This window comes from Trichocoleus sp. FACHB-6 (assembly GCF_014695815.1).
Lineage (GTDB): Bacteria > Cyanobacteriota > Cyanobacteriia > Cyanobacteriales > FACHB-T130 > Funiculus > Funiculus sociatus.
The window spans coordinates 29266-55583 of record NZ_JACJOY010000060.1 but is presented as its reverse complement, the minus strand read 5'-3'; the positions used below and the strand labels follow the sequence as shown (position 1 = coordinate 55583).

Annotated in this window: 25 protein-coding genes; 13 read left to right on the top strand and 12 right to left on the bottom strand. The window is 45.5% G+C overall.

What is annotated here, in order from left to right:
• Positions 1 to 175: 175 nt before the first annotated feature.
• The 4 genes from H6F66_RS28350 to H6F66_RS11560 all read left to right on the top strand — a co-directional run bounded on the left by H6F66_RS28350 (position 176) and on the right by H6F66_RS11560 (position 2379).
• Positions 176 to 328, top strand: a complete 153-nt coding sequence (locus H6F66_RS28350) for a hypothetical protein (protein WP_242019035.1) — start codon at positions 176 to 178, stop codon at positions 326 to 328.
• A gap of 3 nt (positions 329 to 331) precedes the next feature.
• Positions 332 to 1153, top strand: coding sequence for an Rpn family recombination-promoting nuclease/putative transposase (locus H6F66_RS11570; protein ID WP_347269364.1), 822 nt, complete (start codon positions 332 to 334; stop codon positions 1151 to 1153).
• A 242-nt stretch (positions 1154 to 1395) separates the two neighbouring features.
• On the top strand, positions 1396 to 2097 hold the full coding sequence (locus H6F66_RS11565) for a tetratricopeptide repeat protein (RefSeq protein WP_190421296.1): 702 nt from the start codon (positions 1396 to 1398) through the stop codon (positions 2095 to 2097).
• A gap of 63 nt (positions 2098 to 2160) precedes the next feature.
• Positions 2161 to 2379, top strand: a complete 219-nt coding sequence (locus H6F66_RS11560) for a hypothetical protein (RefSeq protein WP_190421293.1) — start codon at positions 2161 to 2163, stop codon at positions 2377 to 2379.
• 30 nt (positions 2380 to 2409) lie between these two features.
• Here the strand turns inward: H6F66_RS11560 and H6F66_RS11555 are convergent, their stop codons facing one another.
• From H6F66_RS11555 to H6F66_RS11545, 3 genes are all read right to left on the bottom strand, one after another.
• Positions 2410 to 3171, bottom strand: a complete 762-nt coding sequence (locus tag H6F66_RS11555; RefSeq protein WP_190421291.1) for a MinD/ParA family protein — start codon at positions 3169 to 3171, stop codon at positions 2410 to 2412.
• Between the two features lie 68 nt (positions 3172 to 3239).
• A complete protein-coding gene (locus tag H6F66_RS11550; RefSeq protein ID WP_190421289.1) occupies positions 3240 to 3569 on the bottom strand; it encodes an ArsR family transcriptional regulator in 330 nt (109 codons plus the stop codon).
• Positions 3570 to 3627: 58 nt separating this feature from the next.
• Positions 3628 to 5943: a CHASE2 domain-containing protein gene (locus tag H6F66_RS11545; RefSeq protein ID WP_190421287.1), complete on the bottom strand. Its 2316-nt coding sequence runs from the start codon at positions 5941 to 5943 to the stop codon at positions 3628 to 3630.
• 508 nt (positions 5944 to 6451) lie between these two features.
• On the opposite strand from H6F66_RS11545, the gene H6F66_RS11540 reads away from it, so the two are divergent.
• Positions 6452 to 7255 carry a DUF928 domain-containing protein gene (locus H6F66_RS11540; protein WP_190421285.1) on the top strand — a complete coding sequence of 268 codons (804 nt, stop codon included), beginning with the start codon at positions 6452 to 6454 and terminating at the stop codon, positions 7253 to 7255.
• 193 nt (positions 7256 to 7448) lie between these two features.
• Here the strand turns inward: H6F66_RS11540 and H6F66_RS29300 are convergent, their stop codons facing one another.
• The 8 genes from H6F66_RS29300 to H6F66_RS11505 all read right to left on the bottom strand — a co-directional run bounded on the left by H6F66_RS29300 (position 7449) and on the right by H6F66_RS11505 (position 12794).
• Entirely contained in the window at positions 7449 to 7574 is a 126-nt protein-coding gene (locus H6F66_RS29300) for a DUF6760 family protein (RefSeq protein ID WP_347269365.1), read from the bottom strand.
• 17 nt (positions 7575 to 7591) lie between these two features.
• A complete protein-coding gene (locus tag H6F66_RS11535) occupies positions 7592 to 7972 on the bottom strand; it encodes a phage tail assembly protein (protein ID WP_190421283.1) in 381 nt (126 codons plus the stop codon).
• 9 nt (positions 7973 to 7981) lie between these two features.
• Positions 7982 to 8341 carry a hypothetical protein gene (locus tag H6F66_RS11530; RefSeq protein ID WP_190421281.1) on the bottom strand — a complete coding sequence of 120 codons (360 nt, stop codon included), beginning with the start codon at positions 8339 to 8341 and terminating at the stop codon, positions 7982 to 7984.
• Positions 8328 to 8834, bottom strand: coding sequence for a phage tail protein (locus H6F66_RS11525; protein WP_190421278.1), 507 nt, complete (start codon positions 8832 to 8834; stop codon positions 8328 to 8330). The genes H6F66_RS11530 and H6F66_RS11525 overlap by 14 nt, the downstream gene beginning before the upstream one ends.
• Before the next feature lie 469 nt (positions 8835 to 9303).
• On the bottom strand, positions 9304 to 9804 hold the full coding sequence (locus H6F66_RS11520; protein WP_190421276.1) for a phage tail protein: 501 nt from the start codon (positions 9802 to 9804) through the stop codon (positions 9304 to 9306).
• A gap of 104 nt (positions 9805 to 9908) precedes the next feature.
• Complete coding sequence (locus H6F66_RS11515; protein ID WP_190421274.1) at positions 9909 to 10379, bottom strand: phage tail protein; 471 nt, start codon at positions 10377 to 10379, stop codon at positions 9909 to 9911.
• An 83-nt stretch (positions 10380 to 10462) separates the two neighbouring features.
• Entirely contained in the window at positions 10463 to 12181 is a 1719-nt protein-coding gene (locus H6F66_RS11510) for a phage tail sheath C-terminal domain-containing protein (RefSeq protein WP_190421271.1), read from the bottom strand.
• 52 nt (positions 12182 to 12233) lie between these two features.
• Positions 12234 to 12794: a Pvc16 family protein gene (locus H6F66_RS11505; protein WP_190421269.1), complete on the bottom strand. Its 561-nt coding sequence runs from the start codon at positions 12792 to 12794 to the stop codon at positions 12234 to 12236.
• A gap of 245 nt (positions 12795 to 13039) precedes the next feature.
• Between H6F66_RS11505 and H6F66_RS11500 the strand changes: the two genes are divergently transcribed.
• From H6F66_RS11500 to H6F66_RS11485, 4 genes are all read left to right on the top strand, one after another.
• Positions 13040 to 14185, top strand: coding sequence for a HAMP domain-containing sensor histidine kinase (locus H6F66_RS11500; RefSeq protein WP_190421267.1), 1146 nt, complete (start codon positions 13040 to 13042; stop codon positions 14183 to 14185).
• Positions 14186 to 14276: 91 nt separating this feature from the next.
• Positions 14277 to 14951: a response regulator transcription factor gene (locus tag H6F66_RS11495; RefSeq protein WP_190421265.1), complete on the top strand. Its 675-nt coding sequence runs from the start codon at positions 14277 to 14279 to the stop codon at positions 14949 to 14951.
• Between the two features lie 112 nt (positions 14952 to 15063).
• Positions 15064 to 16404, top strand: coding sequence for a DUF4255 domain-containing protein (locus H6F66_RS11490; RefSeq protein ID WP_190421263.1), 1341 nt, complete (start codon positions 15064 to 15066; stop codon positions 16402 to 16404).
• Positions 16401 to 18383, top strand: a complete 1983-nt coding sequence (locus tag H6F66_RS11485; RefSeq protein WP_190421261.1) for an ATP-binding protein — start codon at positions 16401 to 16403, stop codon at positions 18381 to 18383. The genes H6F66_RS11490 and H6F66_RS11485 overlap by 4 nt, the downstream gene beginning before the upstream one ends.
• Positions 18384 to 18670: 287 nt before the next feature.
• On the opposite strand, the gene H6F66_RS11480 is transcribed toward H6F66_RS11485, so the two are convergent.
• Positions 18671 to 18880, bottom strand: coding sequence for a Nif11-like leader peptide family natural product precursor (locus tag H6F66_RS11480; RefSeq protein ID WP_190421259.1), 210 nt, complete (start codon positions 18878 to 18880; stop codon positions 18671 to 18673).
• Between the two features lie 215 nt (positions 18881 to 19095).
• Here H6F66_RS11480 and H6F66_RS11475 point away from each other — a divergent pair, with 215 nt between their 5' ends.
• The 4 genes from H6F66_RS11475 to H6F66_RS11460 all read left to right on the top strand — a co-directional run bounded on the left by H6F66_RS11475 (position 19096) and on the right by H6F66_RS11460 (position 26203).
• Entirely contained in the window at positions 19096 to 21453 is a 2358-nt protein-coding gene (locus H6F66_RS11475) for a substrate-binding domain-containing protein (RefSeq protein WP_199294972.1), read from the top strand.
• A gap of 97 nt (positions 21454 to 21550) precedes the next feature.
• Positions 21551 to 21745 (top strand): hypothetical protein, encoded by a 195-nt coding sequence (locus tag H6F66_RS11470; RefSeq protein WP_190421257.1) that lies wholly within the window; start codon positions 21551 to 21553, stop codon positions 21743 to 21745.
• A 14-nt stretch (positions 21746 to 21759) separates the two neighbouring features.
• Positions 21760 to 22350 (top strand): phage tail protein, encoded by a 591-nt coding sequence (locus tag H6F66_RS11465; protein WP_190421255.1) that lies wholly within the window; start codon positions 21760 to 21762, stop codon positions 22348 to 22350.
• Between the two features lie 16 nt (positions 22351 to 22366).
• The gene (locus H6F66_RS11460) at positions 22367 to 26203 is read left to right on the top strand and encodes a hypothetical protein (protein ID WP_190421253.1); all 3837 of its coding nucleotides are present in this window, start codon (positions 22367 to 22369) and stop codon (positions 26201 to 26203) included.
• Positions 26204 to 26318: the final 115 nt, after the last annotated feature.

Genomic DNA, 26318 nt, shown 5'->3' with positions numbered 1-26318 from the left:
CCTTCTACCGCATCTTCAGTTCAACGTTCACATAGAGGCACTGGAAACGATGGAAGCTAACAATTCATTCCTTCCTTCTACCGCATCTTCAGTTCAACTGCGTAACTCCTGATTGATATAGCCAAAACCGCAGCGATCGCTAGAATAAATAGACTATAGCTGTGGACGCGATCGCATGGCCAACAATCAACCCGATGAATACGATAGTCCTTGGAAAGAAGTTATCGAAACCTATTTTCAAGACTTCGTGGCCTTCTTTTTTCCACAAGCTCATGCTGAGATTAACTGGTTAAGAAATTATGAATCTCTTGACAACGAACTACAGTAAATTGTGCAGGATGCTGAGATTGGAATGCGGCGAGTCGATAAACTGATAAAAGTATGGCTGCAAAACGGCGAGGAAGCTTGGGTATTAGTTCATATCGAAGTCCAAAGCAAATCTCAGTCAAGCTTTGCCAAGCGTATGTACACATACAACTACCGCATTTTTGACAGGTATGAGAGACAAGTAGCAAGTCTTGCAGTATTGGCAGATGACGAACATAATTGGCGACCCAATAGTTACAGGTATACCCTCTTTGGTTGTCGAGCAAGCCTAGAGTTCCCGATAGTGAAACTATTAGATTATGACGCACAATGGAGCGAACTAGAGCAGAGTAGCAACCCATTTTCTGTAGTAGTCATGGCGCATTTGAAAGCGAAAGCAACGCGCCGCGATAAATTTAGCCGGTTACAGTGGAAATTGAGGCTGGTCAGAGGGTTGTATGAACGCGGCTATGAACGCCAAGATATACTAGAGTTATTTCGCTTCATTGACTGGGTGATGCGATTACCAGAGGACTTAGAAGATAGGTTTGACGAAGAAATAAGCCGTTATCAGGAGGAGCAGCAAATGCCATATATTACCAGTATTGAGCGGAGAGCAATGGCAAGGGGGGAACTCCAAGGGCGACTGGAAAATGCGCGAGAGGCTGTTATCGAAGTTTTAGAAACTCGTTTTGAAGTGGTTCCTCAATCTATGGTTGAGGTGATTAATGAGCTTAATGATTTGTCTGTGCTGAAGAGTCTGCTTCGGCAAGGGATAACTATTGCGTCCTTGTCAGAATTTCAGGAATTTATCAACAGTATTAGGTCTGAACCTGAGCAATCATAACTTCACGCTTTAAATTGGTAGATAGCGATTTACTAAGAGCCATAAGCAAGAGAGATTTCTAAAACAAAAAATATAGAGTGCCACGATTCAAGAGCAGCCGTAATGCGATCGCATTCATCATCAACAGGCAATATAGGAAGTTTTCGCATGAAGTAAAGTATTAGAAAAGGTAAAACCTGCGGAAAAATTCTCTAACATCTTGTATATATAAGTTGATACTTTTATTTCTGCCAGCAAAAATTATGAATCACATTCATAGAGCGATCGCTATCTTGGGAATCATTACCTCCATCGGTGGACTGTCTCCTTCGGTCTATGCTCAACCACCGCAAACGCTCACGCAAGAAAGAAGCGCTGAGGACTTCAACAAACAAGGATTAGAAAAGTACCACAACGGAGACTACCAGGGAGCAATACAAGATTACGATCGGGCAATTCGTCTCAATCCCAACTTTGCCGGAGCTTATGTAAATCGAGGCAATGCCCGCGATGACATGGGAGATATACAAGGAGCGATCGCAGATTATAACCAAGCGATTCGTGTGAATCCCAAGGATGATACAGCCTACTACAACCGAGGAATCTCTCGCATCAGAGCGAGAAACTATCAAGAAGCGATCGCAGACTTCGACCAAGCAATTCGTCTTAATCCTGAGTTTGCCGAAGCTTATGGCAACCGGGGAAATATTCGCGCCGCCCTTGGAGATAAACAGGGAGCGATCGCTGATTATAACCAGGTGCTACAAATTAATCCCAATGATGCCCTAGCATACTATAACCGGGCGACTGCCAAAGCTCAATTAGGAAACCCACAGGACGCGATCGCAGATTTTCAGAAAGCCGCCGACCTCGGCAAACAACAAGACAATCAAAGGTTATATCAAGATGCACTCGATAAAATTAAAGATTTGCAACAATCAGTAGCCGAACGCCAAACAGTTTGATCTCGATTTGGTGCGATCTCCTCCAAAAATTTCCTCTTCAGCAATAAATACTTTTGATTCGCTATGCCAGTAGACTTAATCATTTTCATCGCCGCAATTATAGTTTCCTGGCTAATCTTTACCCTACTGGTTAAAGTTGTGAAGGCAAGTATTAGCACTGCCATTCTTGTTGCGGCAATTGTTCTTATTTTGCAACTATTCTTTGGCATTGGGCCTCAAGACCTTTGGCAACAAGTGACCCAACTTCCTCAAACCCTTTGGCAGTTAGTTACAGGCAAGTAATAATAGCTAATTGGAATTAGCTATTAGCCATCAAGCGATAATCATTTTGGCAACATTTTCCATCACCTTGCTTAACGGATGATCTGGAAAACGCAAGCAGAACAAATCGCTACTTGCCATTTGGATCATCTCTTCCGAAAGCGGCAAAATACCTGCTACCGGTGCCTTATATGTCTTCTCGACCTGTTGCTTTAAAGCATCAAAATCCAAAATAGGTAGAGCCTTATTCACCATAAGCAACATCTTAGGAACCTGCAACTTTCGGGCAACTTCGACTGTCACGGCAGTACCCTGAAAATCTTGGCGATCTGGACGCAAAATCAAAACCAAAATATCAGAAATAGTGATAGAAAGTAGAGTTTCTTCATTAAGCCCTGGATGGGTATCAATGAATAAGTAGTCTAAATCTAGAGCGTCGATTACTTCTTGAAACCCATCATTGAGCAGTCCAAAATCGAATCCCTCGCGCAGCACTCTGGTAATATCTCCAGCTTTAATGCTGGAAGGAATCAGGTAAATGCTGCTGTTTTTATTACCCGTTTTTTTCAAAACCGAGGTGACATCATAAGCAGCTTCTTCAATTAAACAGCGCCCCCACAGATAGTCATTGAGAGAGTGTTTTATCTTATCCTCATCGAAACCGAAAAGCACATGAATTCCAGGGGATTGGATATCCGTATCAACAATGCCAACGCGATGCCCAAAGCGAGCAACTATCGCAGCCAGGTTAGCAGTCGAGTTCGATTTTCCGGTGCCACCCCGAAATGAGTGGATGGACACGATTTTTGACATGATTTACCTCAATTAACTCATAACTCAAGACGCGATTGATCATCGCGTCTCTACAAACTCCTAACTCATCACTCTTCCCCTGGTGCCTTCTCTTCTAAACTTTGCCAGATATCTGTAGACAACTTGCTACGCCGTTTAGAGGCAAGGCGAGGTCGGTAGTAGCGATCGCTTCCCTGTTCCACTTCTTGCACAAATCCTTGTGCTATCAGGGTGTCTAGCTGTGCGCGGGCAATATCTTCACCCGCGCCAGTATGAGCCACCACTTCCGCTAAGGATACGCTTTTGTGACGCATGATCCAATTGACGAGTTTCTGCTCTTGGTCGGGTAAACTCATCACATCGACCATACTCAGACCAATATCTGTCTCTTGTCCGCCAGATGTCGTTTCCTTAGTCATAGTGTTCCTCCCTTGACTTTAAGCCAATTAATGTTGAAAGCGATCGCTCCTATGCCCATCACTTAGATTCATCCTCCGTCTTCGGTCGCTTGTTCGCCCTTTGCTGCAACTGCTCGAAGTAGTCTTCTTCAGATGAGTTAACTTCTTGGCTTACCTGTGAATCTTCTTCGATCTCAGCTACGCCTTCAGTTTGTCCGTTAGCGTCCAAATTCTTCAGTCGCACTCGTTGCTGCAACTGCTGGAAGTAGTCTTCTTCAGCGGTTTGGGCGTCTTGGCTTACCTGTGAATCCTCTTCGATCTCAGCTACGCCTTCAGTTTGTCCGTTAGCGTCCAAATTCTTCAGTTGCACTCGTTGCTGCAACTGCTGGAAGTAGTCTTCTTCAGCAGTTTGGGCGTTTTGGCTTACCTGGGTATCTTCTTCGATCTCGATTGCCGCTTCACGCCCGTCTGCATCCCAATTCTTCAGCTTCGCCTTTTGCTGCAACTGCTCAAAATAATCAATTTCTTCAGTTATTACAACTTGGGGTGAAACTGCGGCTTCTGAGGTGTGTGTATTTGATTCAATTTCGACATCCCTGTGCCGATGTTTCCGACTTTTCACCTTTTGCTGCAACTGCTGCAAGTAGTCGTCGGTTTCTTCAGTTATTACAGGTACAGAGGCGGAAACTGTCACTTCTGATGACTGTGTATTTGATTCAATTTGGACATCCCTGTGCCGATTTTCCGCCTTTTGCTGCAACTGCTGCAAGTAGTCGTTGGTTTCATCAATTATTACAACTTGGGGTGAAACTGTTGCTTCTGATGTCAGTGGATTTGATTCAATCTCGACATCGGTGTGCCGAGGGCGCAAATTTTTCCCCTGTTGCTGCAACTGCTGCAAGTAATCGTCGTTTTTTTCAGTTGTTTCAATGGCTTCGGATGGAGGCTGAGCTTTTGCCTTAGATGAGGTGCCGCCTCGACTTCTGAAATTTTTTGCCTTTTCCTGCAACTCCACAAAATAGTCAGTTTCTGTAATTTCAGCTACCTGGCGCTCTTTCTTTTCTTCATCAATCTCAATATCGATTTTCAAGAAACCCTTGACACTTTTATAGATTGCCTTGGCGTAGCCTCTTTCTACGATCAAAACACCGCCAGCTGTCGCCACCAGTGCCAATGCTGGCGGTATTAGCGGTATCCACCCAGCTTGGAGAAATAAAACGTAGCAAGTTCCATACAAAACGACTATTGCTACGCCTCCAGCAATACCAAGCAGCCAAGGACGGCGAATGCGCCATGCTAGAATCCCTCCAGCCAGCGACCAACCCCAAATCCAGAAAAGTTCGCCCCACTCATTCCAGTACCAAAATAGGGGTCGTTTATCCAGCACTGCGCTAAGGATTTGACTGACAACTTGAGCGTGAATTGTCACTCCGGGCATTTTCTGGGTGCCTTCCTGACCAGCACTGTAAGGCGTGTTAAAGTCGTCATTTACGCTGGTTGCTGTGTAGCCAACCAGCACAACTTTATCTTTTACTAAAGCCGGATCGACTTTACCCTTGAGTACATCTGTGAGCGTTACTTTGTTGGCTGGCTCATTTGCAGAGCGATAATTAATTAGCATCTGCACACCTTCCATATCGGCGTTCCGATATCCGCCAGCATTTTTGTCGGGGCTTTTGAATATGGTTGAGCCGATTTTCAGGTTTCCATCGGGTGTAGGTTCCGCTTCAATTCCCTCAGCTTGCAGGTAAATTAGTGCTAGGGACATATCCAAAGATGTCAGTTGCTCTTCGGGATCGCTGCATAGGTGAGCATTCTCTAGGGGAACTTTCGGGGCTGGGGGACTTGCAACTAAGAGACTGCGGCGCACCCATCCATCAGGCTCTTTGACGAAATCAGCAAATCCAACTTGCTCTGGCGGGATGCTAGGTGGCGGCGGAAATCCTGCTTGTTTACCATCACTCAGTTGGCAGATAGTTATAATGCGATCGCTTCCCTTCAACACCTTCAATAAGTCTGCATTTCCCTCTTTGACGGGAACATCCCGAATAATATCTATACCGATGGCTCGCGGTTCATACTCGTCTAGTTTCTGCAAAACTCTAGCAATTGTCGCATCAGACAAAGGCCATCCCTTTTCCGCTTGGATGTCTCCCTCGGTGATTTCCACCAGCAACACGCGCTTATCTGGCCCTTCATCAGGACGCAGACGAATTAGCTGGTCAAAAGCACCAAGCTCCTGTCCCTGGAGCATTCCCAGCGCTCTTGCTCCTACTACCAAGCCTGTAATTACAACGCTGGTGAGAACTACCTGTCCGCCAAAGTTTAATGCTGTTGTGCCGACGTTGGTGTTTGATAACAGGGAGCGAATTTTTGAGTTGAGCCGAGAAATCATATAATTGCCACCTCCTCTCTAGGGGCTAGAGTGTCAATTGTCGCTCAATCTGTCGCCTTTACAGATAAATTCAAAATTAAGATTTTTTCTGCCCCAATGTATTTGGCAAAGCTGATTGATGAGCTTCTGCGTCGCTCTTAAATTTTATTTCTCCAAGCTTACAAAACTTAATGAAGTTTTGGACGAATAAATGGATAAGTCAATTAAATTTTCAATGAAGCAGAAGAAAAAAGGCTGACATGAGAGATAATTTATAGCAGTTATAACACTGAAATCTTCCCAATAGGCTAAAAGTAAAAAAATCAACTTAAAAACTAGACAAGAGCGATCGCATCTTTAAATTTTCTATCTTATTTCCCAGGAAATTAGAGAAACATTGTTGAAGATAAAAGAGTCTCTGTTTACAAATTACAATGTCCTAGTCAAGCTTTGCCCTACAGACCGCAAAGCCTATGCTTTGAAGACGTGCTGCAAGACGTGTAAAAGTGCTACAACTTGAAAAAAATATATGTTGAACAAATCTTCTGTACATTTCACGACACTTTCCTTAGCTTTGTCTGTGGGACTAACGCTGTACGCCAGCATTCCCGCGACAGCAGAATCGCCACGAACACCGATACGGCAAACAACCCCCAGCCGTGGGCAAATCCGCTCAGGTCGCCTGAGATTCAGATTGCCAAAAGTCGGCGCGCCCCGTACTAGAGAACCGGGAGCATCGCGTGGTAGCTCAAACTGTAGCAATCAAGAAAAATCCGTAATGGCATTATTGCCAAATACTAATGTGGGATTGACTCTAGCAGAGCGTCCGACCTTATTTGTTGCTATTCCTTCTAGTAGCGCCCAACAAGCGGAGTTTACGCTGCATGACGAGGAAAACCAGCAGGAGGCACTATACAAAACAACAATTCCCATTCCTAGCACTGCTGGTATTGTTAGCATCAGCCTTCCCTCAGACGCTGATTCTCCACAGCTGGAAGTTGGTAAAAAATATCGTTGGTCGTTTTCAGTTATTTGTGACGCTGAGGATAGGGCAGCAGATATTTTTGTAGAAGGGTGGGTGCAACGAATGGAACCAAGTGCCACCTTAGTTAAGGATTTACAGAAAGCAACAGAACGCGATCGCCCAGTCTTGTACGCTGAGGCTGGACTGTGGCTCGACACAATCGCATCTCTAGCTGATTTACGCAACGCTTCTCCTAACGATTCCAGCTTAGTAACAGATTGGGAAGACTTATTAAAAGCGGTTAATCTTGGCACAGTTGCTAAGGAACCTTTAATTAAGTTAGAAACCAACACAAGTTCCACGCCCTAGCCATTGAAATGTTGTCAATTTTGTAGGGGCATGGCAATCAAAAAGCCCCTATAGCCAACCAAAATCAACGTTACAAATTTTCTTTTAATAAATGAAACCACCCTGCTAGAGAGCAAGCCAACGGGGGGAGCCAAAGCCCCAGACGATGGTGGGGTGGGCTTCTTTTATTATGGGCAACTTACCGGACATGACATCATTCCTGATCCTTAATCTTACTAATTTCCGTCACCCAACTCCGGCGGTCGTTATGCTCCAAGTTGAGGATGTCTTCTAAAGACCAGTGGAAGTGAAAAGCAATTGAGGCTACCTCCTCGCGCAGCGCATCAGAGGGGTAGCCTAAGATTCCCCCGCTAGAGAAAGCTCCACCTGAAATTGACTATTGCACGTGGGACACTGAACCGGAATGTAAACATCACCTTGCTGGTTGATGCGATTGTAAAACTCCCGCAAGTACGCCAAATCTAAAGAAAAAAGATTCTCCAACAATTCAGGAGTTACCTTTGATAGTTCGCCTAAACGAGTAATAGTTCGCGAAAGCATCACCAAAACTGCATAAGCGGGATTATCCTGCACCCCCCGGTCTTTTTGGACAAACATTTCATCTTTTGCAGTTGCTAGACGCATCACGCCTTGGCGATGAACGCCCCCGCTTGCATCCACCAATCCTCTAGGAAGGATAAATTCAAATTCAGTATAGAGTATGCGATCGCTGTCCATCTCGTCGGGTTACTCAAAATCAGGAGTCAGTGCAGGATTCGGTAACGGGTTTGTCACCACTTTCGACTCAGCATTTTCCTGCTCTAGTTCATTAATCTGACGATAAAATTTTTGGAGATAATTCAAATCACAAGCGAAAAAACCTTCAACAACTGAAGGCGTAACCTCTTCCAAGGCTCCCAATCGAACGATCACGCGGGCCAAAATAATTACTGTAGCGTAAGCAGGATTTGATTTAACGCGAGGGTCGCGCAAGGGGACAATTTCATCCATTGCTCTCGACAGCCGCATTACGCCTTTGCGGTGAATGTTGCCATCACTATCGAGATACCCCTTTGGTAAAGTAAATTCAAACTCAGTTTGAATCATTCGTTACTACATTCATCCGTTTTAACTCTTCAACAGTCACTTCTATCTCTTCAATCTCCATATCGCCCCCAACAGCATTAACATCTGCAATTTTATAGCTAGTAGGCCAGGCTCGTTTAAACTCAAATCTAAACTGCTCTTGGGCTGCCTGATTATAGATTACTAAAGATCCATCGCGCTGTTGTTTACCCCAATTTCCGTCTTGCACAGCCTGAATCCAGTTCCACAACGTCATCGAACAAGTCAGACCCCGGCGCAAGGTAATATTGCTGTAACTAACATTACCAGGAATTTTTGTTCGGACAACTCGACCCTGAGATTCTCCATCTTTGCCCCACTTCTGAGGTGTCACCTCGGAGATTTCTATCACCTGTTGGGTAGACTTAAAGCCGCTACAATCCATAAAGTAGCCGTCTACCGCATCATTGCTTCCATCGAGTTTTAGTTCCAGGTAAAATCGGCAAGTTGTGAGAATTTCAGGAAAGTCTGTCACAGTTGATACCGCCTTACAACCAATCTACTTTCTATTATATAAATCACTGACTGGTGAAATGGAGCGCGATCGCATCTCACCAGAGCAGTTTTACCAAAAAATTGGGTTTAAAGCTTCGCCCTTCTAGGGCGGCTTTTTGCTAGGATTAAGATGTGGCAAGGGTAATCAACCACATTAAAAACCCAGTCGCCGGAAGGCAACGCACCTTGAAAACTGAAGTTATGGGGTTCTGTGTAGGAAAGCTTGCACAGGTAAAAACTTCAAGCAACAAGTACAGAGAAACCGATACTTTGAGGTTTTGAACTGTAGGGTAGGGCATACCCAAACAGGCTTCTGCAATGGAGTAAAACGCTTGGGGAGAAAACCATCTCTGGCATAGACAGGGCAACCTGCATGTGTTAAGTGGATTCGTTGAACCAAGAATCCCCGTGCGTTTACGCCGGGGAGTGTCAAATTGAGTATATTCCTTCTACGCCGATACAGTAAACTTCATCCGCTCGTAGTTAAGCTTAAGCGTCCAAGTTTCCAGTTCGCTACTCCCTGCGTCCCGCTTAGGAACATCAAAACTATTGGGAAGCACCCCTACAAAACTGTACGTTAACCCCACCTTCCCCTCTGAACCGGAGTAATAGACATTAATTGTCATTTCTTTGCGTAAGGTTCGCGCTTTTGCAGCTTCCCCAAGGTTAGCTTTCGAGGCGCAATCCTTGTACCACTCCCACAGCTTATCGTCATTTCCGCCCTGATGCGCTCCTGGCACCAAAACTAGCGTTATCTCCCCATACTTGGGTTGACTCGGAACACTGAGAACCAGCGATTTTCCTTTTGGCCCAGAACCGATGGCGTTATCAGCACCCTTTGGGGACATATCTACTGACATCCCACTTACTTCTTTGATAATGATGTCTTTGATATCACCAATTGTTACATCGTAGTTATCACTAGATAGTAACTCAACAGCATCAGCCATAAATAACCTTCCAATCAATTACAAAGTACCAAGAAACGACTGCGATCGCTTCTTAAAGCGAACAAAATTAAGAGTATTGTCTCAAACACCCAGACTTAGATAGATCAAGCTGGATCGAATTGGTCAACCTGTAGCGTAAAGGTTTCTTCAAGCAACCCGCCGTCTGCACTGAGTTTCCCAATTTGATATTTACAAATCCAAACTCCGCTCATCTTCCACGAATCTACCATTTCTCCGGCTGAATTATAGGATTTAATTACGCCTTCTGCCATCCTGGCACTCGTAGGAAAGCCGCCACCATCCTCTGCTTTTGGCATACACTGTAACAGCCACTTTCGCATCAGTGAGCTAGTGCTTTTTGCATCTCCACTAGCTAGGGTTACTAAAGTAATTTGAACCGCTGCTTCCCTTTTCTTAGTAAGAGTCTGCCGTACAGATCCCTTGGCACCAGACATTAGGGCATCACCATGTTGAACGTCAGTCTTATAAGCTGGCAGGTCAACACTTTTAAACTGTAGACCATCACCTACTCCCTTGATTTCTAATTCAAAATTCTCAACTGTAATAATAGCCATTGTTCAAAACCTCCTTACAAATTTTTTCAATATTCAGTTTAGATATCAGCCCTAGAGCTGATATCTAAACTAACGACTCTAACCTACTGGTTAGGAGACCACTGACTGATGCGGAAGATCACAAATTCCGCTGGTCGGACTGGACAGACACCAATTTCGACATACAGACGACCCAGCATTATTGTCTCGTGGGTATTGATACTGGCATCGCACTTGACGTAGAAGGATTCACCAGGCGAACCACCGAACAACGCCCCTGCACGCCACAGCCGTTCTAGGAAATTGCTAACTGTGCGGGTAACTCGCGCCCACAAATCTTGATCGTTAGGCTCGAACACAACCCACTGGGTACCGATTTCAATCGAGCGCTCGATGTAGCTAATCAGACGGCGGACGCTGATATAGCGCCACTGGACATTAGCGGGTTCTACTAAAGTGCGTGCGCCCCAAACTTGGAAGCCTCGGTTGTAGTTCGCGAAGTTGCGGATACAGTTAATCCCCACAGGGTTCAACAGTTCCTGTTCGCGGAAGTTAGTTTCGTAGGCTAAACCCAAGACACCGCGAGGAACTTCGTTGGCGGGTGCTTTGAAAACGCCACGAGTCTCATCGGTGCGACACCAAATCCCCATCATGTGACCACAGGGGGGAACCAAAATCGGTCGTCCGGCATTGCGTGGATTCGCCACTTTAATCCAGGGATAATACAACGCCCCGAACATGGAACGACGATTAAAGTTATTTAACCACTGAGCTACGTGCTGAGGCTTTTGTTGCTCAGGGGGTACAGGCTCGCCGCCTCCCTTGCAAGGTGGCGGGTCGAGAACTACCATGCGGTAGTTAGGGCTGGGTGCGTTGTTTTCGCACATACTAACCATCATTTCCATGATGCCGTGAACCTGATCCAAATCCAGCAGACCGCGTTGGTATGCCAGCATTAAATCTGGACAAGCAATCATGGAAACTTCGTCAATTTCAAAAATCCCTTGTACGCCCGTGCGGTCATCACGCGCCCCATTCACATCCCGTGGAAAGCGTTCGCGGCTAGAAATGACCGGTGGAGGGCTGACTTCATAGGTGCCGTTGACAGGCCGCCGAGACAAGGGTTGTCCACTGGTGGACATATCGGTTACGGACAAAAATTGAGATGCCTGCTGGTCGCCAATACCTTCATTGATTGCAGTGACGACATAGGTACCGACTTGCGCCTCGACATCTGGGTTCATTGTCAGGTGGGTATACTCTTCGAGTTTCTCGCCACCGCGACTAATAATGACTTTAAAATATTCCCCTGTGTTGAGTGGGGGTTCTGCCTCTGGGTCTTCAGGGGCTTTGGGTTCATCGGGAAGGATCGAAACATTGACTCGTCCACCGGATAGGGCAAGAGCTGAGCTACCATCCTCTTCGCCTTCCGATGGCTTGATAGCAAACATCAAAGAGGGACGATTTCCAGAGCTTCTAAGCTTTGTGGCTGTTTCCTCCGGTGCGGGTGGTTCTGAACCGGGGAGTTTGGTACCAATGCTAGTCACCCAACAGCGTCCACCGCCGTTCATAAACCAGCCATTGACGGCAAAGGGGAGGTAGGCGTTGAAATCTGTGTAACCATCGGAGCCTTGTTTGCCAAAATACTCTAGGAATTGGCTCCAATTGGTGATCATCATGGGTTTGAACAGTTCGGCATCACCGCGTACATCTTCGGTGAAGCCAACAAACCCAGCAACACTCATACTTACGCCTTCAATCGGGCGGCTGCCACGGTCTACTTCTTCGACGTAGACACCAGGAGCAAAATAATCCATCGGCATGGCGTAGTCTTCCTTTTTTGGGTGGGGGGTAATGGGCGCGAGGAGTTATGAGTTATGAGTTATGAGTTTTGAATTCAAAACTCATAACTTTTTCTCGCTTCTTTACTACTTCTTTAGGTGTATTCGGTTCTCCTTGTAAGGTGAAGGGAACCGTCACTGTCACATATAAGGCTGGACGTAATGGGACACCCAGCGCACTCCATAAAGCTGCTGCTTCAATAAAGCCAATGGCAGAAACGATCATTGACAAGTTGCCATGACCGCGTAGTGCTGGAACCAGCAACTCTTCTGCTATCGGGCGATGAGGCAACAGCATTGTTAATGCTTCTGAGAGTAGACGTTGTTCTCCTAAGGCGGTACAGTCCCAGGCACTCACCAGGAACGAGATATCAAACCATAAGGGGGAACGGTTAAGAGTGCCTGTATGCGTTTTTTCCGGGTTAAGCCTGCGGTCTACCTGACCGTTTTCCCCGATGTTGTAGCAGTACAGGTTCAGCGCTGGCCTTATATCCTGCCGCATACCAGGGTGGTTGAAATCTATTTGCTCTGTATTGAGCAGAGAAGTCCCGCCAGCCAGGATTTCTGCCAAAGTCTGGGCAGTAGCAGGGATCATAAGACTAGATAGATGCTTAGGCTGTATAGGTCTAGATTAGGTAGACACATCTAGAGTGTTTATTAGACTTTGGTCGAAACTTTAAAAATTGTGTGTAAATACGCGTATTTACGGAACTCTGGGACTAAGCTAGATGAGTCATTTACTTCTCAGGGATGATGACAAGTTCCGCAGGCTGAACTGGTTACTTGGTGCTGCACCCTATTCCACACTGCTGATTTATCGTGTATGTCGGGGAGTTACAGATGAAGGTTGGTATACAAAAGTTGGTTCGCGAGGTGCGTCCACCTACCTCCACAATCGGTTCACTGGGTACACCGCCGTCTGCCGATGTTAGAAGTATTTGCAAGCTGCATATTGAACAGTTAGCGGTGCAAGTGCCGATTGTGGCAGCTTGGATTGTCTACGAGGATTCTGATACGGGGATGCGCCAATTTGTTGCTCATTATACACAGCAGCAAGGCAGTATTTACGCAGGCTTTCCCCATCCCCTTTCTGTGGTGTGGTGGGAAGATTGGTTGCCAGATGCGATCGCGCGTGTATTTACCCCGCGTCGGGATACGGTACCATGTCCCTACAATGCTTATGTTTGCGCTCTTAGTCAGCATAGCTCTAGACCTGAGTACTTAATGCTATGGAGCGAATATTCTTTATCTGTTCATCAGCAGGAGTGTATAGAGCAACAAGCTCAACTACTTAGCCACTACTTGACTATGTTTCGGGAGTGTTCTCGTCAAAAAGCTGAGATTCAGTTACTTGAGCAAGTGTTACGCCGTGCAGAACATCAACTGCGAAATCCTTTAGCACTGATTAGTCTTTATTCAGAAAATTTATGCCGGGGGTTGCAATCTGGAGGCTTGCAAGAACAGGCTACGATTATTCGGGAAACTGTGGATGATTTGAGTGCTAATTTAACAGATTTGGTTTACTGTGGACAGCAGGCAAAATTGCGCGTAGCGCCTTATGACCTGCGGGAAATTTTATCTGACAGCATTCAGGGTTTGCGACCGTGGTTAGAGGAAAAACAAGTAGATATCTGCTATCCGGATAAACCTGTGATTGTGGCGGTGGATCGGTGGCAGATGAAGCAGGTTTTTGACAACTTGTTAAGTAATGCAATTCATTTTAGTCCGGAAGGAGGGGTAGTTACTTGCAACTGGCAAGTTTTTGCAATGGAAGTGATAGTTGAAGTTAGCGATCGCGGGAACGGACTTTCCCAAGAAGACCTGAAACAAGTATTCACACCGTTCTACTCTAAGCGTCCGGGTGGTACGGGTTTGGGGCTAGCGATCGCTAAAAAAATCATCCTCGACCATAAAGGGAGCATTTGGGTAGAAAATCTCTCGGTCGGCGGCGCACAATTTTCGTTTATTTTACCTCGAAATAATTAAAAACAAATTTTGTCAGTTCTTTGTTGCCCGTCAAGGGTTGAAAGTTGGATTGAAAAGTTCCAACTCTTAGCTTATCAATAACTAATGAGCCATGAATAACCAGCCAATTTCTATTTTGTTAGTGGATGATGAACCACGCTTTCGTCAAGGGTTAAGAACTTTACTAGGATTCTTAGGTACTAACGACTCTTTAAAATTCGATGTTGTTGGCGAAGCTGCTAGTGTAGAGCAAGCATTAAAATTAACTGTAGAACAAAAACCAGCGATGATTTTGCTGGATATGGAATTGCCACCAGGGGATGGAATTACTGCCTTGCTGAGTCTCAGAGAAATGTCCTATAAAGGGAAAGTGCTGGTTCTCTCAGGGCATCGGGAAGACGAATGGGTATTTCGAGCAATGCAAGCAGGTGCTTGCGGCTATGTGTTTAAAGATCGCGTAGCTACCCAACTGTGTGAAGCAATTACCACAGTAATGAAAGAAGAAGTGTATTTATCGCCAGAAGTTGCAACCTGCTTTTTCCGTTTGTTTAACTTTTATGCAGGGCGATCGTTGAGCGCAGGTAAAGCTATCCACCTAACTGAACGAGAGCAAGAAGTTTTACACTGGTTAGTTGAAGGATCTTCAAATGAAGAAATTGCCCGACATCTTTACATCACAGTTGCTACAGTCAAAGCTCACCTGACAGCTATATTTGAAAAATTAAGTGTCACAAGTCGCACACAAGCAATTGTAAAAGCCTTAAAACTTGGATTAGTTAGTGCTTAAGGCAAGCGATTAACCATCCGTTTAGAAACTAAAATCTTAGTCTTGGCTGAACTTTGAGAAAAATAAACCAAGCTATCCTAAAAGCTTACCGCTGACTGCTAAAAGCTATTTTATGAGCAATTACTTAGCGATCGCTACTGTCACCGCTGCCTTGCAAAGAACTTTGCAGGCTGTAGTACAAGTAGACGTAGATGGCGCAAGAGTGACAATGGTACGACCTAGTAACTTGGGGAGTGGCACGCCAGAAACAGGAGTGAATCTGTATCTTTATCAAGTGACGCTCAATTCCGTGTGGCGAAACAACGCTGATGTGCGGAATCGCAACCGTAAAGGAGAAATGGCCAAGCGATCGCACAATGCCTTAGATTTGCATTACATGATCAGTTTCTATGGCAATGAAGTTGAGTTAGAACCGCAACGACTTTTAGGCAGCGTAGTCCGTACCCTCAAGGATCAATCGACTTTGACACAGGAGATGATTTGGGACACAATCGCCGATTCTAACTTTACCTACTTGGCTGACTCTAACCTCTCTGAACAGGTAGAAGAAATTGACTTTGTGCCGATGGATCTATCTTTAGAAGATTTATCCAAAGTTTGGTCGGTATTCTTTCAAACTCCCTACACCTTGTCAGTCGCCTATCGCGCTACTGTAGTGATAATCGAAGGGGAAGAGTCAGCCCAAAAAGCGCTACCAGTGCGCGACTACAAGTTTAGCGGTGTGATGCCGTTCCCAAATCAGCCAGTGATAGATCGGGTTGTGTCCCAAGCTGGAAGGTTTCAGCCGATCTCGACAGACAGCACATTGGTGATTTGGGGTAAGCATTTGAAGAGTAGTATTACTCAAGTGCGCTTGGGTGAGGTGGAGGTGACACCCTCAGAGGTTCAGGATAACCAGATTGTCTTGCCTCTCTCCTCGTTCCCTGCTTCTTCCCTACAGGCAGGTGTACAAAGTTTGCAGGTGATTCACCGTATCTCAACCGGGACAGAAGCAGTATCGATGGGAGTTGAGTCGGCGGCAACTTCTAGAGGCAACTCGACACCAACATTAAGCTTACAGCGAAGTCTCCAACGCGGTGTGGAGTCAAATGTTGCACCTTTTGTGCTGCGTCCAACCATAACAGAGGTTAGCGTCTCAAATATACAAGAAAGTAGAGATGAGTTGTACTCAGCTGATGTGATAGTGCAAGTCAATGTCACCATTGGCAACAAGCAGCGGGTGGTTATGGCACTCAATGAACGGTCAATTAACAATCCTGTGGCTTATCTTTTCGATGCCTTGCCACGTCGCAATGATACTAACCTGGTGACTGTTCCGGTGCGAGATGTGAAGCCTGGGGAGTATCTGGTGCGTTTGCACGTAGATGGGGCAGAAAGTCTGCTGAGTGTAGATATGGACAAGGGCAGCCCAACATTTCAGCAGTATATTAGTCCGAAGGTAATAATTTCATGAATGTCACGGCTACTAACAACTTGCAGCAAGCTAACCAGCACTCCTTGATGGCAGCACTGGCTCCGGTGCGTCAAGCGTTACAACGTCAAGCGCGGCTGGCGCAAGGGAAGCCGGACAAGGAACAGGAGGAAGAATATTTTTCGCCTCGAAATGGGCTTTCGCCTCATGGGGCATTGGAGAAGCTTTGCACAACTTTTGGGCTGTCGGATTTTGAGCGGGATGTGCTGCTGTTGTGCGTTGGGATGGAACTTGATGCTAGTTGGGCTAGCTTGTGCGCGATCGCTCAAGGTGTCCAAGAGCGGGTGTATCCTACTTTTAGTTTGGCTCTGACAATTTTACCAAACCCGGAATGGAGTGCTTTAACGCCTAACGCTCCTTTACGTCGCTGGCGGCTGCTTGAAGTTGGATCGGGGAATGCACTCACCACTGCACCCCTGCGAATTGACGAGCAGATACTGCACTATATTGCTGGCGTGCAGCATCTCGATGAGCGACTGATGGGCATTGTGGAGCCTGTCGCCGCTGTTAACATTTTAGTGCCGTCGCACCATCAACTAGCTCAAAGGCTTGCTCAGACATGGGTTGAGGCATCACAGGAAGCGGTTTTACCGATTATCTGTTTGTGTGGGGACGACGTTGCCAGTATGCAAGCGATCGCTTTGAAAGCCTGCGAACTTTTAGAAATGAATCTGAACGCCATCTTTGCCAGTAGTATTCCCACTGGCATCAACGAACTTAATAACCTAATGCGACTGTGGGAACGGGAAGCTATTTTGAGTAATAGCGTGCTGTTGCTGGAATGGGACGGCACCGATGCAGGGGAGGGACTCCGGGAAAGCGCGATCGCAACTATGGTAGAGCGCATCCGTTCTCCATTGGTAATTATCAGTCGCGATCGCCGCAAACAACGCCAGCGTCCCCTAATCGCCATTGAAGTTCCCAAAGCAACCCCGAACGAACAGCGAGCAATTTGGCAAGCTGCCTTGGGCGATGCAGCCATTAGCTTAAACGGACACGTCGAAACCTTAGTTTCGCATTTCACCCTCAGCGCCACCACAATTTATGCTGCTTGTGCAGAAGCAAAAGGAAAGCTTGCAACTCAGGCAGAAGCAGAATCCCCGATTCACAATCAATTATGGGATACTTGCCGCATTCAAGCGCGATCGCGTCTTAATGACCTGGCTCAACCCATTATCCCAGGAGCCAGTTGGGATGAGCTGGTATTGCCAGAGACACAACGCCAAGTTCTGCGCGATATTGCCGCCCACGTCCGTCAACGCGCCAAGGTTTACGAAAGTTGGGGATTTGCCGGGAAAGGCGGACGCGGCTTAGGCATCAGCGCTTTATTTGCTGGTGCTAGCGGTACAGGTAAAACAATGGCAGCAGAGGTAATCGCTGGAGAATTGCGGCTAGACCTTTATCGCATTGACTTGAGTTCCGTCATCAGCAAATACATCGGCGAGACAGAGAAGAACTTGCGGCGCGTATTTGACGCTGCTGAAGCTGGTGGGGCAATTCTGCTATTCGATGAAGCTGATGCTTTATTCGGCAAGCGTTCTGAGGTGAAAGACAGCCACGACCGCCATGCCAATATTGAAGTCAGCTACCTGTTACAGCGTATGGAATCATACCGAGGTTTGGCAATTCTCACCACCAATCTGAAAGGTTCGCTGGATCAAGCTTTTCTGCGCCGGATTCGTTTTATCGTCCAATTTTCCTTCCCTGATGCTAATCAGAGAGCCGAAATATGGCAACGCATCTTTCCCAGTAAAACACCAACACAGGGGCTAGAGGCACGTAAATTGGCACAGTTGAATGTCGCTGGCGGTAACATCCGCAATATTGCTTTGAATGCAGCTTTTATCGCAGCTGATGCGGGGGAGCCTGTGGGGATGAAACACGTTTTGCAAGCTGCCAAGAGCGAATATGTGAAGCTAGAAAGACCTCTGACGGATACGGAAGTGAAAGGCTGGGTGTGAGGAGAGGATGCGATCGCTTACTTCTTAAAGATGACAGATATTTCAAATTTCATCTTTTAGAAAGATGTAGAACGTTAAATTTTATTAGGGTGTTTACTACTACCTCAAAACAATATGTAACACTAGAAAAATTATTGATCTCGCTAAATATGAGAGATTCAGCTAAAAACCCCATATTCCTTCTTTAAAGGCATAAGCTAGTAAGGAAAGAAAGAAGCGATCGCTTAAATAAAAATATAATCTTTAAAGAAGGCGATCGCTAATAACTGTATATGTCCTTTGAAAATTTATAACCCAGGAATTTCTGATAATTCACCCTCCAATTCTTCCACAACAAAGCCAGTAACCGCATTCCATTCTTCCACGGTGAAGCTATAGCCAGATTCTTCAGCCATCTTGACAAATGCTTCCAAATTAGGTGCAGAGTTAAGCTTCTCCTTTAAAGCCGGGTCAGCTTGAACAGCTTTGAAAAGTTTTGTAACTTCTTCTTTTGCCATAAATCCATATTTCCATCGCGCTAAATCAATGTTACTTTAACAAATTGAGGAGATATTTTGAGCAACAGCTTCGGCAAAATCGGAGATTTACAGGCGGGACTCCTGTTCTGGGGATTGGAGAGGAGAAAAGACTATTACTAATAGCCAATTTAAAATCCTTTCATCCAAAATTTAAAATCCCATAGTCCACCTATTTATTATTCGGAGAGTTTTCGGTGGCGCTGACAAACATTCCCAAAATTTTACTTAGAGAGTATCTGAGCAGAAATGCACCTCCAATCAGGCTTACCCAATACAATTGGTTAAGCCGATACCAATGGCTGGCACCAATAGTTGATGAAATCAAAACCGAACTAGATCCGCCAACCCCAGAAGAACAAACCGCCCTTGTTGACGCACCGCCACAATTTACCGCCCAAGTCCACTCATTTGAATCCCACTACTCAATTGAATCCCACTACAGATACTATCGTTGCAAGTATAGCGATCCCTTAGCCTGTAACTTGCCGCAACAGACCCTCCAGCGAGAGCCAACAGCCAAGTATTGTTTAGAATGCGGTTTTCCAGCTACCTTACCGGAAAAAAGTGAAATTCGGGGACGGCGCGGCAGATATCGAGTAGAAACTTTAGTCGGAAAGCGCGGTATGGGCCGTCTGTACCAGGGAACCCAACTTTCCGATCAGCAGCCAATTGTGATTAAAGAATACCTGCTCCCCAACCGTTCCTTCAACCAAGAAGAAACCCGCCAGCGCAAGCAAACCTTTGAGCTAGTAGCAGGTTTGAGCCTAGCAGATGGAAGAGTTCAGGATTTGCGCCTGCGTCAGCCTTGGGATGCCATTGCTGACGGGCTTGAGGAACGCTGCTACCTCATTACCAACGGCAATTTAGATACATCCCCAACCCTCAGCGCCTACCTCGCCGCCAGTGGTGCGATGACCAGTTGGCAAGTGCGCCTAGTTCTCAACCAAGTGTTGCAAACCCTGGAATCTCTCCACGGTCAAAAGTTTAGCCTGCCTTCCGGCCAGGTGCAGCAGGGAATGGCTCATGGCAATATCAGCCTTGATAGTTTGCTATACGTAGCAGACAAGGAGAAATTTTTTATACACCTGTGCGATTTGGCTCTCTGGGAACGCTTGTTTGATCCGCCAAACACCGAACTCATCATTCCCACGCCTGCCCAAGATTTAGTAGCATTGGGATATGTGGGCTTTTACCTGTTGGTAGGGCGATCGCTTGACCCTTCCCATCAGCTTATTGACCCCAGAGATGAGCGACAATGGCCTCCCGTAGAGCCTCACCTGAAGACGTTTATCCTTCGTCTTATCGGACTAGGTGTGAGTTTTGAAAGTGCCGAAGAAGCGCGACTCGCTCTATTGAAATTGCCCCCAGATCAACATATTGATATTTTAGTTGTAGAAACAGCGTCACCAGAAGACGACCAAGCCAAGCTGCGTCGCCCTCCCTACTGGCTCTTTGGTATCCTGGGATTGAGTTTGTTAGGAATACTTGTTTGGGCGCTAATCCCCAAATCCCAAGCCGGAAATCTTGCCGATAACGACTTTTTAACTTGCTGCATCAAGGACATCTCTGCTATTCCTGGTGGTAAATTTAATTACACAGCCGAAGAAGCGGGAACCTGGAGCTATATACTGCGACACGCAAACATAATATCCCAGGATAAAACTTTAGAAGAAAAGCTCCTAGAACGTCAGCCAAAATTACAGCTAAATTATCAACCAGAGCCTTCAGGAGAAGCAGCAATAGCAAAAGTAATGTCCGGAAAAGCAAACTTTGCCATCTCCGGTCTGGTTAATGAATTGGCACCAGAGCTGAAATCTAAAGAAGTTGCCTATGATGGTTTGGTAGTGTTTGTTGCCTTCAGCTATGCCAAAAGGGATAAGAGTCTTCCACAGGCTTTAAAAGGGCAGATTACCTTTGAGCAATTGCGTAAACTCTACACAGGCGAAATTACAAGCTGGAAACAGCTAGGTGGCCCCGATATACCAGTAAAACTTTATATTCCCAAAGAAACTGAGGCAGTACGAATCTTTGAGCAACGAGTCCTCAAAAATGACCAAGAAATTGCTTTATTTAGAAGATTAATTCAAAAAGGCGAGCAGCCACCACCTTTGTTTAAAGATCCGTACGCGCAAGAAATTAAACAGATGTCCACTTTTGAGACTCTGCGACAGGTGATTCGAGATTTCGAGGATGATGAAGTTGGGGGAATTGCTTTTGGTACGCTCAGCAAAGTTTTCGGTCAATGTTCAGCTTATCCTCTGGCTTTAATAGATGGAAATAAGACGGCGGTACAGGCTTTAATTCAAGACAACGGTAATCCCGTAAATCCCACAACAGACTTGTGCGATGATAAAGGAAGTTATCGCCCTAACGTTGAAGTTTTCAGAAATAAAAGCTATCCCTTGGGATATCCCATTGCTGTAGTTTATTCTGGAGATAACAGTCGTCCCCCGGTCGGTCAAAAGTTTGCTGAGCTACTGAGAACCCGCGAAGCACAACGCCTGCTGAGTAAAGCAGGGCTGGTGCCTTTGCAACCGCTACCACCAAATTAAAAATTAAAAATTCTTAATTTAGCTCAAATTCGACTTTCCGCTACTGATCGGCACTAAGGTAGAGGCATAAAATAGCAGTAAGGTCTGGGTTTTGGTTATGGTAAATTATCGTTCTCCAGAGGCGCAGAAGGATGCTGTAGCTAATCAGAGCATACAACACTCCCGAAGTGCGCTTTCAAAGACAGCAGCTAAAGTTCTGCAAGATCCTCTACTGCTGCGACAGCTTAGCGACCAAGTATACAAACTGATGATTGAAGATTTGCGCCGTCAACGAGAACGCAGTAGAAACTAAGGAGGATAATTTTGATGGCACTTCCATTGCCACAATCACAGCCATCTGTGTCAAATCAGAATAACGGACAGAATAAAAATGGCACAAGCACTCGCGAACTGAACTACGTTACAGCCAATCGCTTTTATGTAGAAATTCAGAGTAACATTACTGCCTGTTTCACAGAGTGCCAAGGCTTGGGTGTCACTATAAAAGCTGAAAAACGTTTGGAAGGTGGTGTCAACGACCAACAGAGAATTATTCTGGGTCAGGCAGAATTTTCTGATGTGACGCTCAAACGTGGCATCACCAATGATTTAACCTTCTGGAATTGGATTAGTAAAATATTGAGCGATGTTGGACGCAATAAAGGTAATAATTTGCCGAAAAAAGAACGCCGCAACGTCAATATTCTAGTTTTTAACCAGGCAGGAGAAACGATGCAGTGTTGGACGCTAATCGGTGCCGTTCCGGTTTCTTGGAAAGCACCGGCATTAAACGCCGATTCTGGCACAGTGGCTATTGAAGAGTTGACTCTAGCATACGAAAGTTTGCAAGTTGATAACTCCCGTGCTGGCGGCTCCTCCATTTCTGGCGGACGCGATAAATTGGGATACTTCGCCTAGTAATTAGCACAAATATATGGCGGAAATTCAAGACACCCACCCCCATAACAATCTTCCCAATGGAGAAACAACATCCCAGGAACCCCTTGGTTTCAAAAATCCCTTGCTTCCAGCTAATCCGTTAGGACAAAATTTCATTAGCCGGAAATTTCTCTATCCGCTGGGAGCAAGGGCAATTACAGCATTTGATCCTTCGGTATTTTTTTCCCGTGAAATGCCGGATGAAGTGCCGCCGGACAATCCATTTGACAATTCACCCTTTTTCGCCGAATCCCAAGCCTCACAGTTGAGTAAATCGGTTGCAGCCTCTGATGGCATTACGTCAGCAGCAGCACCACCAGTCGTCGCGCAGCTAAAAGAATCCACACTAATACAACCTCGATTGGAAACTGAAAAACCAGTTTTGAGGGCAGAAGTAATTAAGCCTGTAACTGCACCGCAAGTAACTTATAAGATTAATCAAGGTAAGGAAGACAATTCCGCCCTTTTGTCTTCTACTACCGCGCTTTCGGAAACGCTGCCACCTACGATTACCGAAGTAACTCAAATACAACCACGATTAGAAAGTAAAATATCAACTGACAACCCTGAAGTAAGTCAGTCAATAACTGCACCACAAGTAGCTTCTATAGTTGAAGAGAAACAAGAATTCGACGCGGCGACAACACAGCAAGTTAGGATTATAGACGGAACTCAAATACAACCGCAATTAGAAAGTCGAATATCAACTGAAAACTCCGAAGTAATTCAGTCAATAACTGCACCACAAGTAGCTTCTATAGTTGAAGAGAAACAAGAATTAGATACAGCGATAGTGCCGCAAATTACGACTGCCGAAGCAACTCAAATACAACCGCGATTAGAAAGTAAAACACCAAATACAACCGAAGCAATTGAGCCGGGAATTACACGACAAGAAACCTTAGCGGTACCAAAAGCAGCAGAAGAAATTACAGATTCTCAGTCAGAATTTGCAGCTTTAGCTTCTGTCACGAAGTCAGAGGAAACACCACAAGTTACGATTACAGACGTAGCTCAAATACAACCGCGATTAGAAAGTAAAATATCATCTGACAACCCTGAAGTAGCTCAGTCAATAGCTGCACTAGAAGTAGCTTCTATAACTCAAGAGAAACAAGGATTTGACCCTACGACAACGCCGCCAGCTACGGTTACAGACGCAACAATCGTACAAGCATTTAAAGAAAGTAACCCACAACCTGGAAGCCGTGAAGTATTTGAGCCAATAACTTCACCAGAAGTAGCTTCTATAACTCAAGAGAAACAAGAATTCGACCCTACGAAAACGCCGCAAGTTACGATTACAGACGCAACTCAAATACAACCGCGATTAGAAAGTCAAATATCAACTGACAACACAGAAAAAATTGAGTCAGTAGCTGCGCCACAAGTAGCTGATGAAGTAACTCAAGAGAAGCAAGATTTCGCACCAGCGATAACGCCGCAAGTTACGATTACAGACGCAAGCCAAGTACAAACGTTTAAAGAAACAGAAAGACCAACTATAAAAACTGAAGGAATTGAGTCAGTAGCTGCGCCACAAGTAGCTGATGAAGTAACTCAAGAGAAGCAAGATTTCGCACCAGCGATAACGCCGCAAGTTACGTCCGCAGACGCAATAGAACGTCAAATATCGGCTGAGAATACAGAAGAAATTGAGTCAGGAACAGTAACTTCACCACAAGTAGTTGAGGAAGTAACTCAAGAGAAAGAAGAATTTGCACCAGCAACAACGCCGGAAGTTACGATTACAGACGCAACGGTACAACCGCGGTTAGAAAGTAAAATATCAGATGAAAACATAGAAGAAGTTGAGTCAGGAACTGCACCACAGGTAAATTATCTAACAACTCAACAGAAGGAAGAATTCGCACCAGCAACAACGCCGGAAGTTACGATTACAGACGCAACGGTACAACCGCGATTAGAAAGTAAAATATCAGTTAAGAATACAGAAGGAATTGAGTCAATAGCTGCACCAGAAGTAGCTGATGAAGTAACTCAACAGAAGAAAGAATTCGCACCAGCAACAACGCCGGAAGTTACGATTACAGACGCAGCTCAAGTACAAGCGTTTAAAGAAACACCAACTACAAAAGCTGGAGGAATTGAGTCAGAAATTGCCCTTCAAGTAGCTTCCGAAGCCACTCAAGAGAAAGAAGCATTCGCCTCCGTAACCACGCCGGAAGTTACGACTAGAGACACAACGGTACAACCACGATTAGAAAGTAAAATACTACCTACAAAAACTGAAGGAATTGAGTCGGGAACTTTACCACAAGGAGCTTCTAAAGTAAATGAGGCTCAGTCAGAATTCGGAGCTTTAGCTTCTGTCACAATGCCAGAGGAAACGCCGCAAGTTACGACAACGAACTCAATTCAAGTACAAGCCCAATTAGAAACTCAAACACCAGCTACAACCGAAGGAATTGAGCAGAAAACTACACCAGAGGCAGCACCCTTACCACCACAGCCAGCCGCAGGACAAACGATTGAGGTAGCAGCGTTGTCAAACGTTACGGAACCAATGCCATTTTCTGTGAGCCGGAAGGTAGAATCGGTAGAAATACCAGCGATCGCTTCTGAGAAAACGCTTACCCAATCAGACATCACAGCCCCTTCTCTGGCATCTTCCGTCACGACACCAGATGTTCCGCTTGTACAACTTCTATCGGAACAGGAACCCAGGAAGGCAACAGAAGAAGCGGTTTCAGAAATCAATGCACCTTCTTCTGTTGCACCGCTACCGACTCAACTGCATGAAAATTTAGCTCTTCGGGTAGAGGAAGCGATCGCTCCCATATCCTCTGATACTTCTAACAAACAGGTGTCAAAAATTACAGCGAATACAGAAATGGGCGTTGTACAACCTCTGTTAGATAACCAGTTGTCTGCACAATACCAGGTGCCGACAGCTAGGGAAGATTTGGCTGACAAGGTGGAAGGAGCTGCACCCATATCTTCTGCCACTGATAACAAACAAGTGTCAGAAAGTACGCCCAATACACAAGCCAATATTATCCAACCTTTAGGGGAAACAGAGCCTCGCCAGCAGATTGAAGAAATCCCTCAATTGCCTACAGTTTTGACAAATCTATCCATCCTCAGCCCATTAACTCAATCCAATTTGCTCGTTTCCAAATTTCCAGAACAGACAACTCTTAACGTTGAAGAATCCTTGCTCTCGCCTTCAAAGTTACCTAGCCGTATCCAGAAAATGCCAGAAGAAGGGGATAAGGGACAAGGATTTGGGGACTCGGAAGTAAAGCCGCCTTCAATTCAAAGAAGCGTTTCTTCCTCCTTTGAAGAAGAAAAATTGCGATCGCAACAGGCGGGAGATTTACCAGAATCCAACCAATCTTCAATCCCCTTAGCAAAAGATTCTGCGATCGCTAAAACTATACCCACATCATGGTCTAGCATCGCCGATTTAATAGGCGAGACTACATCAGACTCAAGCAACTCAATGATTGTACAACCCCTCTTAGAGGAGAGGGGTTGGCAAGAGCCGATTATTTCCTCGTCAGATTCCAGAAACTCGTACTCAACAGTTGATTCCCCACATACCGATAGGGCGAACGGTGTTATCCAAGCATATTCCAATACCTCCGGGCGCACATCAGCATCCGGGATGGAAGCTCTTAGACAGTTGATGGAATCATCTGGTGGTAGCAAAGTAGAGGCGCATCAGTCAGACGAAGATTTCTCAGAAGACGAAGGAGTTGATAACCTGGAGATTTTGGCTCGTGAAATTTACAGTTTTATAAAGCAACGGTTGGAGATAGAACGAGAGCGTAGAGGTAACAACTACTCCGGTCGCCTGCCTTGGTAAAGTTATACCATTTTGGATTTTGCAAAAATCGGATTAACTTTGCCTTTAATAATAATTGAATTAGGAAAGCCATAGGCAGTTTCAAAAATTTGAATGTCGCACCGCTAAAAAAATG

Coding starts and splice junctions, on each gene's coding strand:
- H6F66_RS11560 (WP_190421293.1), top strand. CDS start 2,161: ATGCCAGTAGACTTAATCATTTTCATCGCCGCAATTATAGTTTCCTGG.
- H6F66_RS11460 (WP_190421253.1), top strand. CDS start 22,367: ATGGCGGAAATTCAAGACACCCACCCCCATAACAATCTTCCCAATGGA.
- H6F66_RS11510 (WP_190421271.1), bottom strand. CDS start 12,181: ATGCCGATGGATTATTTTGCTCCTGGTGTCTACGTCGAAGAAGTAGAC.
- H6F66_RS11515 (WP_190421274.1), bottom strand. CDS start 10,379: ATGGCTATTATTACAGTTGAGAATTTTGAATTAGAAATCAAGGGAGTA.
- H6F66_RS11470 (WP_190421257.1), top strand. CDS start 21,551: ATGGTAAATTATCGTTCTCCAGAGGCGCAGAAGGATGCTGTAGCTAAT.
- H6F66_RS11500 (WP_190421267.1), top strand. CDS start 13,040: ATGAAGGTTGGTATACAAAAGTTGGTTCGCGAGGTGCGTCCACCTACC.
- H6F66_RS28350 (WP_242019035.1), top strand. CDS start 176: ATGGCCAACAATCAACCCGATGAATACGATAGTCCTTGGAAAGAAGTT.
- H6F66_RS11565 (WP_190421296.1), top strand. CDS start 1,396: ATGAATCACATTCATAGAGCGATCGCTATCTTGGGAATCATTACCTCC.
- H6F66_RS11530 (WP_190421281.1), bottom strand. CDS start 8,341: ATGATTCAAACTGAGTTTGAATTTACTTTACCAAAGGGGTATCTCGAT.
- H6F66_RS11540 (WP_190421285.1), top strand. CDS start 6,452: ATGTTGAACAAATCTTCTGTACATTTCACGACACTTTCCTTAGCTTTG.
- H6F66_RS11505 (WP_190421269.1), bottom strand. CDS start 12,794: ATGATCCCTGCTACTGCCCAGACTTTGGCAGAAATCCTGGCTGGCGGG.
- H6F66_RS11555 (WP_190421291.1), bottom strand. CDS start 3,171: ATGTCAAAAATCGTGTCCATCCACTCATTTCGGGGTGGCACCGGAAAA.
- H6F66_RS11545 (WP_190421287.1), bottom strand. CDS start 5,943: ATGATTTCTCGGCTCAACTCAAAAATTCGCTCCCTGTTATCAAACACC.
- H6F66_RS11535 (WP_190421283.1), bottom strand. CDS start 7,972: ATGGACAGCGATCGCATACTCTATACTGAATTTGAATTTATCCTTCCT.
- H6F66_RS11485 (WP_190421261.1), top strand. CDS start 16,401: ATGAATGTCACGGCTACTAACAACTTGCAGCAAGCTAACCAGCACTCC.
- H6F66_RS11480 (WP_190421259.1), bottom strand. CDS start 18,880: ATGGCAAAAGAAGAAGTTACAAAACTTTTCAAAGCTGTTCAAGCTGAC.
- H6F66_RS11520 (WP_190421276.1), bottom strand. CDS start 9,804: ATGGCTGATGCTGTTGAGTTACTATCTAGTGATAACTACGATGTAACA.
- H6F66_RS11495 (WP_190421265.1), top strand. CDS start 14,277: ATGAATAACCAGCCAATTTCTATTTTGTTAGTGGATGATGAACCACGC.
- H6F66_RS11490 (WP_190421263.1), top strand. CDS start 15,064: ATGAGCAATTACTTAGCGATCGCTACTGTCACCGCTGCCTTGCAAAGA.
- H6F66_RS11550 (WP_190421289.1), bottom strand. CDS start 3,569: ATGACTAAGGAAACGACATCTGGCGGACAAGAGACAGATATTGGTCTG.
- H6F66_RS11465 (WP_190421255.1), top strand. CDS start 21,760: ATGGCACTTCCATTGCCACAATCACAGCCATCTGTGTCAAATCAGAAT.